10 protein-coding genes are annotated in these 13,494 nt (G+C 69.4%); 1 reads left to right on the top strand and 9 read right to left on the bottom strand.

The features are described from left to right. Nucleotide 1: 1 nt before the first annotated feature. The 5 genes from BLW83_RS12870 to BLW83_RS12850 form a co-directional block, all read right to left on the bottom strand. Entirely contained in the window at nucleotides 2–1,186 is a 1,185-nt protein-coding gene (locus BLW83_RS12870) for a PQQ-dependent sugar dehydrogenase (protein ID WP_090848635.1), read from the bottom strand. Between the two features lie 79 nt (nucleotides 1,187–1,265). Next, nucleotides 1,266–2,405, bottom strand: a complete 1,140-nt coding sequence (locus BLW83_RS12865; protein ID WP_090848634.1) for a saccharopine dehydrogenase family protein — start codon at nucleotides 2,403–2,405, stop codon at nucleotides 1,266–1,268. Next, the gene (locus tag BLW83_RS12860) at nucleotides 2,402–3,463 is read right to left on the bottom strand and encodes a saccharopine dehydrogenase (RefSeq protein ID WP_090848701.1); all 1,062 of its coding nucleotides are present in this window, start codon (nucleotides 3,461–3,463) and stop codon (nucleotides 2,402–2,404) included. Before BLW83_RS12860 ends, BLW83_RS12865 begins: the two co-directional genes overlap by 4 nt. 68 nt (nucleotides 3,464–3,531) lie before the next feature. Continuing rightward, on the bottom strand, nucleotides 3,532–4,359 hold the full coding sequence (locus BLW83_RS12855; protein WP_090848633.1) for a C40 family peptidase: 828 nt from the start codon (nucleotides 4,357–4,359) through the stop codon (nucleotides 3,532–3,534). Continuing rightward, entirely contained in the window at nucleotides 4,359–5,747 is a 1,389-nt protein-coding gene (locus BLW83_RS12850; protein ID WP_090848632.1) for a leucyl aminopeptidase family protein, read from the bottom strand. Before BLW83_RS12850 ends, BLW83_RS12855 begins: the two co-directional genes overlap by 1 nt. Before the next feature lie 163 nt (nucleotides 5,748–5,910). On the opposite strand from BLW83_RS12850, the gene BLW83_RS12845 reads away from it, so the two are divergent. Continuing rightward, the gene (locus BLW83_RS12845) at nucleotides 5,911–6,933 is read left to right on the top strand and encodes an aspartate-semialdehyde dehydrogenase (RefSeq protein ID WP_090848700.1); all 1,023 of its coding nucleotides are present in this window, start codon (nucleotides 5,911–5,913) and stop codon (nucleotides 6,931–6,933) included. A 65-nt stretch (nucleotides 6,934–6,998) separates the two neighbouring features. Here BLW83_RS12845 and BLW83_RS12840 read toward each other — a convergent pair whose 3' ends face one another. The 4 genes from BLW83_RS12840 to BLW83_RS12825 form a co-directional block, all read right to left on the bottom strand. Continuing rightward, nucleotides 6,999–10,127 (bottom strand): efflux RND transporter permease subunit, encoded by a 3,129-nt coding sequence (locus BLW83_RS12840; RefSeq protein WP_090848631.1) that lies wholly within the window; start codon nucleotides 10,125–10,127, stop codon nucleotides 6,999–7,001. Further along, on the bottom strand, nucleotides 10,127–11,350 hold the full coding sequence (locus BLW83_RS12835) for an efflux RND transporter periplasmic adaptor subunit (protein WP_245728858.1): 1,224 nt from the start codon (nucleotides 11,348–11,350) through the stop codon (nucleotides 10,127–10,129). The genes BLW83_RS12840 and BLW83_RS12835 overlap by 1 nt, the downstream gene beginning before the upstream one ends. A gap of 62 nt (nucleotides 11,351–11,412) precedes the next feature. Beyond that, complete coding sequence (locus BLW83_RS15755) at nucleotides 11,413–12,522, bottom strand: N-acetylglucosamine-6-phosphate deacetylase (protein WP_090848630.1); 1,110 nt, start codon at nucleotides 12,520–12,522, stop codon at nucleotides 11,413–11,415. Continuing rightward, nucleotides 12,510–13,454 carry an ROK family protein gene (locus BLW83_RS12825; RefSeq protein WP_090848629.1) on the bottom strand — a complete coding sequence of 315 codons (945 nt, stop codon included), beginning with the start codon at nucleotides 13,452–13,454 and terminating at the stop codon, nucleotides 12,510–12,512. The genes BLW83_RS15755 and BLW83_RS12825 overlap by 13 nt, the downstream gene beginning before the upstream one ends. Nucleotides 13,455–13,494 lie beyond the last annotated feature (40 nt).

The following is a 13,494-nucleotide window of genomic DNA, read 5'->3' as shown; positions in this document are numbered from 1 at the left end:
ATCATTCCCGGCTGACCCGCAGCAGGGCGCCGTTGTCCTCATCCGTCAGCAGCATCACCGCACCGTCCGCGGCCACCGCGATGTCGCGGACCCGGCCCTGTCCGGAAAGATGGCGCGCCTCGCCGGTCACGCGGTCGCCGTCAAGCCGCAGCCGGGTAAACGCCTGATCTGTTTGCAGATTCCCGATCAGGGCGTCGCCCTGCCATTCGGGGAACATCTCGCCATCATAGAACACCAACCCCGAGGGGGCGATCACGGGATCCCAGTAATAGACCGGCTGCTCCATCCCGTCCTGCGCGGTGATGCCGTCGTTGATCGGGCTGCCGTCATAATCCAGCCCATATGTGATCACAGGCCAGCCGTAATTCAGCCCCGGCTCGGGCCGGTTCAGCTCATCCCCGCCCTTGGGTCCGTGTTCGACCGTCCACAACCGCCCCTGCGCATCGCGGGCGGCGGCCTGCACATTGCGGAAACCCTTGGCCCAGACCTCGGGCAGGCCAAGCCCCGGGTTGCCCTCGGCCGGCGCGCCGGTCATCGCGTCGATCCGCAGCAGCTTGCCCAGATGGTTGTCGTCCTGCTGCGCGGTGTCGCGGATCGGAGTGTCCGACCGCTCGCCCAGCGTCACGAACAGATTGCCATCGCCTGCATGAACCAGCCGGCTGCCGAAATGCAGCCTGCCGTCATAAACCGGCACCTGCGCAAAGATCTGCTCGACGCCCTCCAGCGCCGAATTGTCGGCAGACAGCGTGGCGGTGGCGACGGCGGTGTGGTTGCCGCCCTCGGCCGGCGCGGCATAGCTGAACCACAGCCGCCGCGATTGCGCGAAATCTTCGGCCAGTAGCACATCCAGCAAGCCGCCCTGGCCGACCGCCGCCACCTCTGGCAGGCCCGAAATCGGATCGGACAGCTCGCCGCCCGGGGAAATCACCCGCATCTGTCCGGGCCGTTCGGTCACCAGCCAACTGCCATCGGGCAGTTGCTCCATCGCCCAAGGATGGTCCAGCCCGTCTGTGATCACATCCGCTTTCAGCGCGATGTCGTCGGTCAGGACCGGCGCGCGGGCCTGACCCTCGAACGCAGGGCTCTGGTCCGGCGCATTGGGCGGCGCGGCGTTGAAATCCTGCGCAGCCCCCAATGCCGGCAACAACGAGGCCGCAGCAGCAGCCACGGAACGCAACAGCTTCATGGCAATATCCCCCTGAAACAAATTCGTGCGAACAGAGGAAACCGCGGGCGCAGGGAATCGTTCCCGGCGCAAGGGGGCGTCAGCGCCCCAGATGGTCCAGCTTTTCCATGTGGTCGGCAAGCTGGCGGATCTGGTCCAGCCAGCCCGCGACCAGCGCCGGATCGTCGGGCGCGGGGTGAACGCCGGGGGGGAACCCGCCCGCCAGCACCGCATCCACCGCCAGCGCGACGGGGATCGAGACCAGCTGCGCCATCGCGCTGCCGTCCGCATTGCCGCGCGCATCCAGCGCCCATTCGCGGTCGAACACCGCCTGCCCGCCCCGGCGCGCGGTCAGGCGCACGAACAGCACCACCCGGTCGGGTTCACCCTCGGCATAGGCGTTTTCGGTCCAGAACTGCTCGGACATTTCGCGCAGCCGGGATTCGCCCGCGGGGCCGTCCAGCGTCTCGATTTCGGCAAAGACGCCGGCCCAGGCATCGGCCCAGCCTTGCAGGCGCAGGGTGCCGCGCACGAAATCACGGATTTTCCAGTCCGGGGCAAAGCCGTATTGGCCGATGAACTCGACCGAATCGCGGTTGGGATAGACCTCGAACCGCTCGGGTTCGGGCAGCGGCGCGTCGTAAGCTTCGATCGCGTGCCAGGGGCGGTCGACGATCCGCTCGGCCCCGTCCCGCAATGATCGCGAGGGCGAACGCAGCGCCCGCAGCACCCCCAGCGGAGACCATGAAAACTTGTAGCGGAACGGGTTGGGTCGGGCCGGAATCCCGCCGCAATAGCTGGTAAAGCTGACCTCATCCCCGGGTTGCGCGATCTGGCGGTAATCCGCCACCAGCTCGTGCGCCATCAGGTGGTCGATGCCGGGGTCCAGCCCGACCTCATTCACCAGCGCGACGCCCGCATCCATCGCGGCCTGTTCCAGCGCCGCCATCTCGGGCGAGATATAGGACGAGCTGACGAAATGCGCCCGCCGCTCGATGCACATGCGCGCCAGCGCCGGGTGGCGGTCGGCGGGCAGCATGGAAACCACCACGTCGCCGGGCCGGACCTCGGCCGCCAGCCGTTCGGGCGAGAATTCGCGGATGTCGTCGGTCAGCTCACCCACCGCGGATTCGGCCTTTTCGACGGTGCGGTTCCAGACGGTGACCGGGGCCTTGCCGCCCAGCAGCCGCCGCAGCCCGGGAATCGAGGACAGTCCGGTTCCGACCCAATGGATGGTCATGGCTGAAGCCCTTTCAGATGCGTGTCAAAGATCGCCGCGGCCCGCCCCCACGGGCCGGCGTCGATGGTGTCGAGCTCGCGCAGCACCGGCAACAGTTGCGAGGCATAATCGCGGCTGGATTCGCGCGGCAGCATCGAGGGCAGGTTATCGATGGCCATCACGTCCAGCGGCGGGTTGTCCGCCACCCGCAGCGCCGGAGCGGCCCAGTCGGTGGTGCGGTCATAGACCCGCACCGGGTTGAATTCGCTGGTCGGATCGCAAGCGATATCGCCGATCACCCGCAGCGCGCGACCCGGGTTGACCGCGGTTTCCGGCACGAAAACCGGGCAGCCGGGCTGCGCCAGGATGCAGTTGAGAAAGATCTCGTGCAGCAGGATTTCCGGGAAGGGGCCGCCATGCGCGGTCTCCTCCATATCCCATTTCGTGACCCGCATGCCCATTTCCCCGCAAAGATCGGCGGCGCCAGAGCCGACGCGGCCGCGCGCGCCGATGACGATGGCGCGGGGGCGGGGTTGGCCGGTGGCGTCCAGTTCGGCCCGCAGCTCGGCCGCCAGCGCATCCTTGTCGTGGTAGGTGCCGACCGGGCCGCAGATGCCGCCCCGCTGCTGCGCCGCCCAGGATTTCAGCGATACCGCCGCGCCGGCATAGCCCGCCCAGTAACCAAAGGCCGCCAGCCGCCGCCCGTGGTCGTCCAGCAGATATTCCAGGTCGTAAAGCCGCCCGCCGCCCGCGCGAAACCGCCGCAACAGCGTCTGCCCGGCGGGCTGGCCCTTGAAGGCATGGCCGAACATGATGTGGCGATGGGGCAGGGCCGAACTGTCATCGGGCAGTTCCTTGAGGCCAAGGATGATCGCATCTTGCGGCGCCTCGGGCCACGTTCCCTCGGCCACGATCGAGGCACCCGCGGCGCGATACTCCGCCGTCGGGATCACCCGGCGCGGGCTGTCCTCGACCGAGACGCGAAAGCCGCGGCGGATCAGGTCGCGCGCGCCATCGGGGGTGATGCCGACCCTGTCCTCATTGGGGCGGCTTTCCGCCCGAACCCACAGATACACCATGCGATTCCCCTTCGTCAGCACCACGTTACCTGCTGCGGGTAAATTGCAGGTTAATTTCCGCACGACAGTTACGGAAAGCTGATGCGGTCGTCCAGCCGCGGTCGTCTTGCACCCAGGAACGGCCCCTCGCCGGCGGCCTCGATCCGGGCGATGGCGTCAGAGATCGGTTCTGTGATCACAGCCATGGCAAAGGCGGTGGCATGAATCATTGTGGCCGAATCCAGCGCCAGCGCCACATGACCCGGCCAGAACAGCAGGTCGCCGCGCTGGATCATCGCGGCTTCGGGAAAGGCCGCGCATTGCAGGTCGCTGTCGCCCGGGCAGGCAACACCCGCGCCATGCAGCGCCGCCTGCACGAGGCCCGAGCAGTCGATGCCCCAGCGGCTGTTGCCACCCCAAAGATAGGGGGTACCCAGCAGCGACACCGCAATCTCTGCCGCGTCGCCGGGCTGGTCCGACAGATGTTGCAGCGGCACGAACCCGCCCCCTGCCAGCCGGGCAAAGCGCCCCTCGACCCCGGTCGCCGCCAGCCGCGACCCCAGCGACAGCGACAGGGTTTCCCGCTGCTTGAAGTCGGGGGCGGGGTAGACATGCGTCGCCGGCGCGCTGACCCGGCGTGTGATCACATCGCCTGCATCGCCCAGAGCCGCCAGAGGCACCCAGCCGCAATACCCGTCCGCAGCGGCCTGCACGAAACCCCAGCCGTCCCGCGCCTCGATCAGCAGCACATCCGCGCCGAACAGCAGTTGCCGGTCGCGGGGACCGTCGGGGGCGCGGCACAGGTCCACCAACGGCATCGCCACCCGCCGCTGCTCTCCGTCCGTGATCACATCCCGCGCCACCCCGGTGCCGCGCAGCGCCACGCGATCAGTCGCAGGGGTCAGGCGGCGATCCATCAAACCAACTCGGGCAGCGCATGCAGGATCGCGCGCATCCCCTGCCCCACGCCGCCCTTGGGCCGGCCCGGCGCGGCCGCAGGCTGCCAGCCGTAGATGTCGAAATGCACATAGCGTCCAGCGCCCTCGGCGAAACGGCGCAGGAACAGCGCGGCGGTGATGGCGCCCGCAAACCCGCCCGAGGGCGCGTTGTCCAGATCGGCGATGGCCGGCTCGATCATCGCCTCGTAGGGCTCCCAAAAGGGCAGGCGCCAGACCGGATCGGCGTGATCACAACCGGCGCGATACAGCGCATCCGCCGCCGCATCGTCATCGCAAAAGAACGGCGGCAGGTCGGGGCCAAGGGCCACCCGCGCCGCGCCGGTCAGCGTGGCCATCGACACCATCAGCGCGGGCGTTTCCTCGGCCGCCCAGGCCAGCGCATCGGCCAGGACCAGCCGGCCCTCGGCGTCGGTGTTGTTGACCTCGACCGTCAGGCCCTTGCGGCTGGTCAGCACGTCGCCGGGGCGGAAACTGTCGCCGGCGACGGCGTTTTCCACCGCCGGGATCAGCACCCGCAGCCCGCCGGCGCGTCCCAGCCGGGCCAGCGTCTCGGCCAGACCCAGCACATTGGCGGCGCCGCCCATGTCCTTTTTCATCAGCAGCATCGAGGACGAGGGCTTGATGTCCAGCCCGCCGGTGTCAAAGCAGACCCCCTTGCCGACCAGCGCCACCGCCGGGCCGCCGCCCGGAAAGCGCAGCTCGATCAGCCGCGGCGCGCGCCCCGGGCCAGCTGCACGGCCGACAGCGTGGATCATCGGAAATCCCTTTGCCAGCGCGGCGCCTGTGATCACATTTACCTCGGCCCCGTGGCGGGCGGCAAGATCGCGCGCGACTTCTTCCAGATCAGCCGGCCCCAGATCGGCGGCGGGGGTGTTGATCAGGTCGCGGGCCAGATATTCGCCTGCGGCCATCGCCAGCAGCTGCACCGCATCGACGCCATTGGGGCAGACCAGCCGCGCCTTGGGCGGCTCGGCCGGTTTGTAGCGGTTGAAACGATATTGGGCAAACAGCCAGCCCAGCGCGGCATGGGTCAGGTCATAGCCTGCAGGCGCGCCCTCAATCCGCCAGGCGCCTTCGGGCAGCGCCTCGGCGGCGCGGGCCATGGTGAACCGCTCACGCGCGGGCCGGTCGGCAGGGGTGGCGGGGCAGCCGATGCCGAACAGCGCGCCCGCCACGCCCCCCGGCCCGGGCAACAGGCACAGCTGCCCCGACTTACCCAAAAACCCGGCGGCCAGCGGAAACGCCGGGTCGATCCCCTCGGGCCAAAGCGGCCCAGCATCGCCCTGCGACACCAGCCACAGCGGGCGGCTGTCCGCCCCTGCGGGCGCGAATTCGGGTTCGGTCATCGGCGGCTTCCTTGGGCTGTTTCGGCCCTGTCTTGTGGGTATTTATGCCAGAAAGAAACCCCTGCGGCTTCTTTCTGGTCCAAATACCCATTGCCACCGCGCCGCCTTCACTTTGCGTGCAATTTCGGCTATGTCCCGCCGTCTTGATTTGAAAGGGATGCCGATGGGCTACAGGGTTGTCGTCGCGGGCGCCACGGGCAACGTGGGCCGTGAAATGCTGAATATTCTGGCCGAGCGCCAGTTTCCTGCCGATGAGGTGGTGGCTCTGGCGTCACGCCGGAGCCTTGGCACCGAGGTCAGCTATGGCGACAAGACCCTGAAAACCAAGGACATCGACGGGTTCGATTTCACCGGCTACGACATCGCGCTGTTCGCCATCGGCTCGGAGGCGACCCGGAAATACGCCCCCATCGCCGCCAGCCAGGGCTGCGTGGTGATCGATAACTCGTCGCTTTATCGCTACGACCCCGAGGTGCCGCTGATCGTCCCCGAGGTGAACCCGGACGCGATCGAGGGTTATCGCCAGAAAATGATCATCGCCAACCCCAACTGCTCGACCGCGCAGATGGTGGTGGCGCTGAAGCCGCTGCACGACCGGGCGCGGATCAAGCGGGTGGTGGTCAGCACCTATCAGTCGGTTTCCGGCGCCGGCAAGGACGGCATGGACGAATTGTGGAACCAGACCAAGGGGATGTATGTCCCCGGCCAAGAGGTCGAGCCGTCCAAGTTCCAGCGCCAGATCGCCTTCAACGCCATTCCCCAGATCGACGCCTTCATGGACAGCGGCGACACCAAGGAAGAATGGAAAATGGTGGTCGAGACCAAGAAGATCATCGACCCCTCGATCAAGGTGACGGCGACCTGCGTGCGGGTACCGGTATTCGTCGGCCATGCCGAATCGATCAACGTCGAGTTCGAGGATTTCCTGGACGAGGACGAGGCCCGCGACATCCTGCGCGAATCCCCCGGGGTGCTGGTCGTCGACAAGCGCGAGCCGGGCGGCTACGTCACCCCGATCGAGGCCGCGGGCGAGGATGCCACCTATGTCAGCCGCATCCGTCAGGATCCGTCGGTGGAAAACGGGCTGAACCTGTGGTGCGTCAGCGATAATTTGCGCAAGGGCGCGGCGCTGAATGCAATTCAGGTGGCCGAACTGCTGGGCAACCGCTGCCTGAAAAAGGGCTGATCCCGATCCGGCCGCAGTGACAAGCCCGCCGCCGCGTTCCCTCGCGGCGGCTTTTTCATGGGCGCTCAGGCGGTGGTGGTCTCGCCGCTGCGGCGGGTGGCGGCCAGCGGCCGGCCGCCGGTCAGGCGGCGCACCGCGACATAGAACCCCGGCACCATGAAGATGCCCAGGAAGGTGGCCGAGGTCATTCCGCCCATCACCCCGATGCCGATGGCGTTCTGTGCCGCCGCCCCCGCCCCGGTGGCCACCGCCAGCGGCGTCACCCCCAGGATGAAGGCCAGCGAGGTCATCAGGATCGGGCGCAGCCGCAGGCGGGCGGCCTCGACCGCGGCCTCGGTGGTCGAGCGGCCCCGGACCTCAAGATCGCGGGCGAATTCCACGATCAGGATGGCGTTCTTGGCGGCCAGCCCGATGGTGGTCAGGATGCCGACCTTGAAATACACATCGTTCGCCTGTCCGAACAGCAGCGCCGCCACCACCGCGCCCAGCACGCCCACCGGCACCGCCAGCATCACCGAAAACGGCACCGTCCAGCTTTCGTAAAGCGCGGCGAGGCACAGGAACACCACCAGCGCCGACAGCGCGTAAAGATAAGGCGCCTGATTGCCGGCCTGTTTTTCCTGATAGCTGATGCCGGTCCAGGCGATGCCGTAGCCGCCCGGCATCTGTGCGACCAGTTCCTCCATCGCCTCCATCGCCTGGCCCGAGGTGGTGCCGGGCGCCTCGCTGCCGGTGATCGAGATGGCGTCGGTGCCCTCGAACCGCGACAGCCGGGGGGCGATCGGTTCCCAGCGGGTGGACAGAAAGGCGCTGAAGGGCACCATCTCGCCCTTGTTGTTGCGGGCATACCACGATGTCAGATCCTCGGGCTGCATGCGGAACGGCGCCGCCGCCTGCACGATCACGGGGCGCAGCGTCGCGCCCATGGCGAAATCATTGACCTCGCGCCCGGCAAAGATGGTGGACAGCATCCCGTTCACCTCGGCCAGCGACAGGCCCAGCGATTCCGCCCGCTGCGCGTCGATGTCCAGCCGCAGCGCCGCGTCGTCCTGATCGCCCGAGCTGCGGATATTGGTCAGCCGGGGGTCGGCCTGGGCGGTTTCCTCAAGCTGGGTGGCGGCGGCGCGTAGCGCGCCCGTGCCCTGCGCCGACTGGTCGATCAGATACATCTGAAAGCCGGCGGTGTTGCCCAGACCCTGAATCGGCGGCGGTTGCACGATGTTGATGCGCCCCGCGCGGTGACTGCCGAAACGCTTGGTCGCGCGCTGGACGATGGCGGCGGCGGACTGGCCCGGGTCGGGGCGCTCGGCGAAATCCTTGAGCCGCACGAACAGCGTTGCCCGCCCCTGCCCGGTCCCCGAAAACCCGAAACCCAGGGCGCCAAAGGTCGAGGCGACGGCCGGTTCCTCGTTCAGCAGATAGTCCTCGATCTCCTGCACCACGGCCAGTGTCTGCTGGGTGGTCGAGCCTTCGGAGAGGTTGATCTGGGCCATCAGCACGCCCTGATCCTCGGTCGGCAGAAAGGTCGAGTTCATGCGCTGGAACAGCTGCCACACGCCCGCGGTCAACAGCACCAGCACAAGGATGACCAGAAACGGCCAGCGCACGCTGCGCGCGACCACCGCGGCATACCAGTCGGTGACGGCGTCAAAGCTGCGGTTGAACCAGCGCGCCGGGGCAAACCGCGCCTCGCCCGAATGGGGGCGCAGCAGCGAGGCAGTCTGCGAGGGCGTCAGGATCATCGCCGCCGCCAGCGACAGCATCATTGCGGTGATGATCGTCACCGAAAACTGCCGGTAAACCACCCCGGTCGAGCCGGCCATGAAGGCCATGGGCAGGAACACCGCCGACAGCACCACCGCGATGCCGATCAGCGCCCCGGTGATCTGGCGCATGCCGATCTCGGTCGCGCGCACCTGGTCCAGCCCTTCGTCGTGCATCAGGCGCTCGACGTTTTCGACCACGACGATGGCGTCGTCGACCAGCAGGCCGATGGCCAGCACCATGGCGAACATGGTCAGCGTGTTGATGGAATAGCCCAGCGCGAACAGCATCGCAAAGGTGCCCAGCAGCACCACCGGCACCACCACCACCGGGATGATGGTCGCGCGCCATTTCTGCAAGAAGATCAGGATGACCGCGATGACCAGCGCCACCGCCTCGAACAGGGTGTGATAGACCTTTTCGATGGATTTCTCGACAAAGGGCGAGGTGTCATAGGCGACGCGCAGGTCCACCCCCTCGGGCAGCGCGACCCGCAGCGATTCCAGCACCTCGCGCACCGCGGCGGCGGTATCCACGGCGTTGGCGCCGGTTTCCAGATTGACCCCGAACCCCGAGGCATTGGCCCCGTTGAAGCGGCTGTTGGCGCCGTAAGCCTGCTGGCCGATCTCGATGTCGGCCACGTCGTTCAGCCAGACCGAGGCGCCGTCCTCGCCGGTGCGCAGCAGGATCCGTTCAAAATCCTCGACCGAGGTCAGCTGGCTTTGCGCGGTCATGTTGGCGGTGAACTGCTGGCCCGGCACCACCGGCTGGCTGCCCAGCGCACCCACCGAAACGGTCGAGTTCTGTTCCGCCACCGCCCCGGTGATGTCGCCCGGCGTCAGCTGGTATTGCGCCAGCCGCAGCGGGTCCAGCCAGATCCGCATCGCATAGCCCGAGCCGAAGATGTCGATGCCGCCGACGCCGGGCACGCGCTTGACCGGGCCCTCGACCACTTCCTCAAGCAGGTTGCCCAGTTCGACCGTTGAATAGCGCCCGTCGGGCGACACCAGCGCCCCCACCATCAGGATGGACGAGGTCGAGCGCGTCACCGACACCCCGCGGGTCTGCACCGGGGTGGGCAGGCGCGATTCCACGCTGCGCACCCGCGACTGCACATCGTTCAGCGCGTCGGTCGGGTCCACGCTGTCGTCAAAGGTCAGCGTCAGCGACGAGCGCCCGTTGAACGACGAGGATTCGAAATAGAGCAGCCCCTCAAGCCCGGTCAGCGTGTCCTCGATCTGGGTGGTGACGGAATTCTGCACCGCCGCCGCAGTCGCGCCGGGATAGCTGGCGCTGATCCGCACGGTGGTCGGCGCGATGTCGGGATATTGCGACACCGGCAGGTTCATCAGCCCCCACAGCCCGGCCAGCATCGTCACGATCGCCAGCACCCAGGCGAACACCGGGCGGTGGATGAAGAACTGCGCCATCAGTTCGCCGCGGCGGTCGGGGCTGGGGCCGTGTCGGGCGGCTGTTCCACCTCGCGCACCACGCCCTGGGCGTCGATCAAGACGGGGATGGTGGTGATCGCCTGCCCGTGGTTGAGGTTGGTCAGCCCGTCAAGGATCAGCAGGTCGCCCTCGGCCACGCCCTCGGTCACGATCCAGTGGCCGTTGTGGGTGCCGACCTCGGTCAGCACCACCTGATCGGCCACGCCGTCGCGGGCGACGAATGCGGTCAGCTGGCCGGTGGCGGCGCGGCGGGTCGGGCCTTGGGGGACCAGCACGCCCTCGACCTGGCCGATGGTCATCTGCACGCGCACGAACTGGCCCGGCAGGATCAGCCGGTCGGGGTTGGGAAACTGCCAGCGGAACGGCACCGTCCCCGTGGTGGGCGAGACCTGCCGCCCCGAGGCCACGCCCAGCCCCTGCGCCGGATAGACCTGCCCGGTTTCCAGGATCACCTGCGCCTGCGGCCCGGTGGAGCGGATCAGCGTGCCCTGCACATGGCGTTCGCGGTTGCGCAGCACGGTGGCCCGCGATTCGGTCACATCGACATAGATCGGGTCCAGCTGGGTGACGGTGGTCAGCGGATCGGACTGGTTCGCCGTGACCAGATCGCCGACCGAGACGCGGGCGATATCGACCATCCCGTCGATGGGGCTGCGGATTTCGGTGCGGTTGACCGCCAGTTGGGCGAGTTCGCGTTCCGCCTCGGCCCGGGACAGGGCGGCGCGGGCATTGGCCAGCGCCACCTGCGCCGATTCCAGTTCCGCCCGGCTGACCCCGGTGCCCGACAGCCGGTCATAGCGGGCGACGGTGGCGCTGGCGCCCTCGACCGCGGCCTCGGCGCTGGTCACGGCGGCCTCGGCCGCGGACAGCGTGGCCGACAGCTGGTCGGCATCCAGCCGGAACAGCACGGTGCCCGCCTTGACCTGCCGGCCGGGCTGATAGGCGATGTCCACGATTTCGCCGCCGACCTGCGGGCGGATGGTGGTTTCCTGATAGGCGACGGCACGGCCGGGCAGGGTGACGCTGACCGGCACGGTATCGCGGGCAAGCGCCATCACCCCGACCTCGCGCGCAGGCTGGCTGCCCGGTCCCGGGGCCTGCGCCGTGGCGGCCGCCCCGCCCAGCGCCAGCACGGCAGCCAGCAACAGACAGGCGCCGCGGCGGATCGGCATGAGGTGGCAGGGGCGCGTCCGGTCGATCATGCGCGCCACATTGCAGAGCCGCGCGCCGCTCGGCAAGGCCACGATTTCGTCAACCCGCCCCGTCAACCCGTCCCGTCAAGCCAGCCGGCAAAGCCCAGCCCCGCGTCCAGCACCGCCACCGCGCCGGCGGGCGTGCCGGGCGCGATTTGCAACGGCGCCAGCCCCATCGCCGCACGCGGGACATCGGTCGCCATGGCGATGCAGTCGTCCAGCGCAACGCCCCCCAGATGGTGCAGCCGGGCCAGCGCCGTCACCATGTCCAGATGCGCCCCGGCCAGTGCGCCCTGGTCGTTGACCAGCCGGCCATTTTCCAGCCGGATACGCTGCCCATACAGGCTGAATTCATCCGGCCCGCCCACCGTCGGCATCGCGTCCGAGACCAGAAAGCAGCGCCCCTTATGCGGCCGGGCCGCGATCGCCAGCCGCAGCATCGGCCAATCCACATGCAGCCCGTCGGCGATCAGCCCCAGCCAGGCCTCCGACAGGATCGCCGCCGCCGCCAGCCCCGGCGCGCGGTGGTGCAGCGGCGGCATGGCGTTGAACAGATGCGTGGCCATGGTGACGCCCTGCGCGAACGCCGCCTCGGCCTGTTCCGCGCTGGCCGAGGAATGCCCGGCCGAAATCACCACCCCCAGCGCCCGCGCCCGCGCAAGCAGCGCAGGATCGGCCAGCTCCGGCGCCAACGTCAGCAGCACCGGCACCCCCGCCGCGCGCAGCCGTTCCAGCACCGCCAGCGTGCGCGCATCCAGCGGCCGGATATGGCGGGGATCGTGGGTGCCGCGGTGTCCGAGGGCGATATGGGGCCCCTCGATATGGATGCCCTCGATGCCCGGCTGGCCGCGCGCGGCGATCACCGCATCGGCGGCGGCCTCCAGCACCTCGGGGGCGTCTGTGATCACGGTGGGCAGGATCGCATGGGTGCCAAGCCGGCGATGCGCGGCGCGGATGGCGGCGATACCGGTGGCCGAGGGGTCCGCGTTGAACAGCACCCCGCCACCCCCGTTCACCTGCAGGTCGGTCGGCCCCGGCATCGCCAGATGCACGCGCAGGTCCGGCGTCGCCCCCGCCAGCGGCGCGATTGCTTCGATACGCCCCCCGCGCAGCCGCAGCCCCAGCCCGGGGCGCAGCGCGCCGTCCACCCACGCCAGCGCGGGCGCGATCAGCGCGTCCATGCCGCGCCCCCCCCGGCCTCGCGCAGCGCCAGCAGCGCCGCGCCGCGCACGCCGCTGGCGTCGCCGAACCGCGCCAGCCGCAGCGCGGGCGGCGGCACCCCCGCCATCAGCCGCGGGGCCAGCGCGCGTTCCAGCCGCGCCACCACGCCCGGCATCCGCGACAGCCCGCCGCCCAGCACCACCACCGGCGGGGCAAGGGTCATCTGCAGCACCTCCAGCGCCTCGGCGGCAAGATCGGCCCAGGTGTCCAGCACCCGCCGCGCCGCCGGGTCGTCGCGCACGGCCAGCGCCTGCGGGTCGCCCGCCTGCCCCAGCGTTTCCGCCAGCCGCGCCAGCCCCGGCCCGGCGACGTAGCTTTCGATGCAGCCCTGCCGCCCGCAACCGCAGGGCCACAGCCCCAGCCCGTGCCGCGCCAAGGCCCGCGCCGGCATCCCGCAATGGCCAAGCTCGACCGCGATGCCGCCGTGGCGCGGCGCCGGGCGGCCGTCGATGCACAGCCCCGCCGCCAGCCCCGTGCCCAGCACCAGCCCGACCGAGGCCCCCGCCGCAGCGCCCGCCCCGCCGTTCGCTTCCGAAAACGCCAGCGCCATGGCGTCGTTCATCACCGGCAGCGCCCGCCCGGCGATCTGGCGCAGGCGGCTGTCCATATGTTCGCCGCTGATCGGCAGGTTCGCGGCGCGGACGATCCCGCTGTCGGGCCCGTTGCCCGGTTCCACCACCCCCGACATGGCGATGCCGATGGGCAGGGCAAAGCCCCCCTGCGCGCGCAGCCACGCCACCTGCGCCGCCAGCGCCGCAAAGAACGCCGCCGCGTCAGCGCGCGGAGTCGCCACCCGCCGGCTGCCGCCCGGCTCCATCCCCGGCCCGAACAACCGCGCCTCGATCTTGGTGCCGCCGATGTCGAGCCCGCCGCAGATCATGGTCCCTCGCATGAGTGTCCGGGCTGTCCTAGCCTGTGGCGGGAGGGTTGGC

It is taken from the genome of Paracoccus alkenifer, from assembly GCF_900108405.1.
Lineage (GTDB): Bacteria > Pseudomonadota > Alphaproteobacteria > Rhodobacterales > Rhodobacteraceae > Paracoccus > Paracoccus alkenifer.
The sequence above is the reverse complement of the archived record's forward strand: the minus strand, read 5'-3'. Positions and strand labels throughout refer to the sequence as shown.

Coding starts and splice junctions, on each gene's coding strand:
- BLW83_RS12870 (WP_090848635.1), bottom strand. CDS start 1,186: ATGAAGCTGTTGCGTTCCGTGGCTGCTGCTGCGGCCTCGTTGTTGCCG.
- BLW83_RS12865 (WP_090848634.1), bottom strand. CDS start 2,405: ATGACCATCCATTGGGTCGGAACCGGACTGTCCTCGATTCCCGGGCTG.
- BLW83_RS12860 (WP_090848701.1), bottom strand. CDS start 3,463: ATGGTGTATCTGTGGGTTCGGGCGGAAAGCCGCCCCAATGAGGACAGG.
- BLW83_RS12855 (WP_090848633.1), bottom strand. CDS start 4,359: ATGGATCGCCGCCTGACCCCTGCGACTGATCGCGTGGCGCTGCGCGGC.
- BLW83_RS12850 (WP_090848632.1), bottom strand. CDS start 5,747: ATGACCGAACCCGAATTCGCGCCCGCAGGGGCGGACAGCCGCCCGCTG.
- BLW83_RS12845 (WP_090848700.1), top strand. CDS start 5,911: ATGGGCTACAGGGTTGTCGTCGCGGGCGCCACGGGCAACGTGGGCCGT.
- BLW83_RS12840 (WP_090848631.1), bottom strand. CDS start 10,127: ATGGCGCAGTTCTTCATCCACCGCCCGGTGTTCGCCTGGGTGCTGGCG.
- BLW83_RS12835 (WP_245728858.1), bottom strand. CDS start 11,350: ATGATCGACCGGACGCGCCCCTGCCACCTCATGCCGATCCGCCGCGGC.
- BLW83_RS15755 (WP_090848630.1), bottom strand. CDS start 12,522: ATGGACGCGCTGATCGCGCCCGCGCTGGCGTGGGTGGACGGCGCGCTG.
- BLW83_RS12825 (WP_090848629.1), bottom strand. CDS start 13,454: ATGCGAGGGACCATGATCTGCGGCGGGCTCGACATCGGCGGCACCAAG.